General features: G+C 30.0%; 3 protein-coding genes. All 3 read left to right on the top strand.

Going from position 1 to position 1,799, the window contains the following annotated elements:
* Window positions 1-157 precede the first annotated feature (157 nt).
* Window positions 158-439 (top strand): hypothetical protein, encoded by a 282-nt coding sequence (locus tag WFZ86_RS20020; RefSeq protein WP_342693593.1) that lies wholly within the window; start codon window positions 158-160, stop codon window positions 437-439.
* A 29-nt stretch (window positions 440-468) separates the two neighbouring features.
* Window positions 469-867 (top strand): lysozyme inhibitor LprI family protein, encoded by a 399-nt coding sequence (locus WFZ86_RS20015; protein WP_342693592.1) that lies wholly within the window; start codon window positions 469-471, stop codon window positions 865-867.
* Between the two features lie 166 nt (window positions 868-1,033).
* Complete coding sequence (locus WFZ86_RS20010; RefSeq protein WP_342693591.1) at window positions 1,034-1,543, top strand: hypothetical protein; 510 nt, start codon at window positions 1,034-1,036, stop codon at window positions 1,541-1,543.
* Window positions 1,544-1,799 lie beyond the last annotated feature (256 nt).

The following is a 1,799-nucleotide window of genomic DNA, read 5'->3' as shown; positions in this document are numbered from 1 at the left end:
TACATTGGTTATTGGTACATCCATAAATGTAAGTACATTTGTGTGATTTAATACTATGAAGAGCCGTGTGAAGGGAGACTTTCAAGCACGGTTCCGTGAGAACGTAAGGGTGAAATTCCATTGCGTGCCTCGATTGTGCGACATATTGCGAGAAAAAATGGAAATAGAAATAATTCTTGTTGAAATAATAAAAATTCTTGAGAAAGAAGAGCCGAAAAATGAAAATTTGATACAATTATGTAAAAATTGTAAAGGCGGAAATTGGGAAAGTAAAGCATATTTCAGGTTTGTGAATCCGAATAATGCAAATCAACCAAATTCAGAATGGCAATTTCAAGATAACGTAATAATTGAACATAATGAAATTGGAACAATTGTAATCGATTTATTGAAGAACAATAAAATTGGCGGGATTGAACTTCTAAATCAACTAAAATAATATAATTCAAAATGCTTAAAAATATCATATTGACTGCAATTTTAACTTTCAACTTTTGCAGTTATTCACAAACAATAAAAAAAGTTGTGGAATTAGAAAATAAGTATCAAGAATGTTTGGATAGTGGAAATGGAATGAAAAAATGTTCTATGGATTTTTATTCAACTTCTGACAGTTTACTAAATGTTGCGTACAAAAACTTAAAAATCAAATTGAATACAATTGAACAAACTAATTTAAAAATCGAGCAACAAAAATGGTTGAAAAAACGAGATGCCTATTTTAAAAAAGCATTTCTAGTAGCAAAAACCGAAAATAGTGGCGATACAGAAAGTAGCGATTTCCAAATGTTTTATTTTGACAAAAAAAGTACGTATGTAATTGAACGAGTTAAAGAATTAATAAAGCGAAGAAACAAAATTAAATAAAAATACGATCGCACAACACACGCTACAACGGATTTGGGCAATTGGCTTAATTAGGAAGATTGTTTTGTATTTGGCAGTTTAGTGATAACCGAAAAATAAATCTTAACTTGGAACCCAAACCCGCTGTAGTACCAGAACGTTGGGATACATTCTAAAAATCACGTAAATGAAAAAACTCTTTATAAATTTAGCAATATTAATTTCAAGTTTGAATTATGCTCAGACAAAAGACAATTTTGAAAACCTTGATATTAAAATAAAACATATTGAACTATTATTTAATGAGCAAAAAGATAATGAATTAGCCGAAAATATTTGTCCGAAAATTGTTAGATATATTGGAAATAAAGATAGTGCTGTAGTAGTATTTAAGTATATTTTTAATCTGATAAAAGAACAAAAAATAACTAAATACAAGTTTACTGCTGGAAAACATTCAAAAATCGTGAAGTCAAATACAGAACTACAATGTAGCGTACCAACAATTACGGAACTAGAAAATGATAATGTTATAGTCCATACCGAATCTACATTTTTGTTTTTTTCAGATGACAACGGTAAAAATTGGTGTTTTGCAGTTAATGGCGAAAATAACTCTGATTATAATAAAATTTTGAACTTAAATGCAGAAATTGTAATACCCGAAAGAATCCAAAAAGTTACTCAAAAGAAATGAAGAACGCCTCCCAACACACGCTACAAGCAATTTGGGTATTTGGCTTAATTTAAAAATGGTTTTGTATTTGGAAATATTTGGCAAATCCGAATAATGAGTTTAATTTAGTCCCAAACTGCTTATAGCGCGGGAACGTGTGTGACTTGAACAACAACGTAGTTGTTGATGCTTTAAAACAGATGATAGTAGGTCTATCAGTGACGACTTTCAGGAGTAGTTACTAAACCACTTTGTGCTGCATTATTAGGAAACTGTA

It is taken from the genome of Flavobacterium polysaccharolyticum (genome assembly GCF_038739875.1).
Classification (GTDB): Bacteria; Bacteroidota; Bacteroidia; order Flavobacteriales; family Flavobacteriaceae; genus Flavobacterium; species Flavobacterium polysaccharolyticum.
Note: the sequence above shows the minus strand (reverse complement) of the source record. Positions and strands in the feature narration are given on the sequence as shown.

Excerpts from the sequence above, each read along its gene's own strand:
- WFZ86_RS20020 (WP_342693593.1), top strand. The coding sequence starts at position 158 with ATGGAAATAGAAATAATTCTTGTTGAAATAATAAAAATTCTTGAGAAA.
- WFZ86_RS20010 (WP_342693591.1), top strand. The coding sequence starts at position 1,034 with ATGAAAAAACTCTTTATAAATTTAGCAATATTAATTTCAAGTTTGAAT.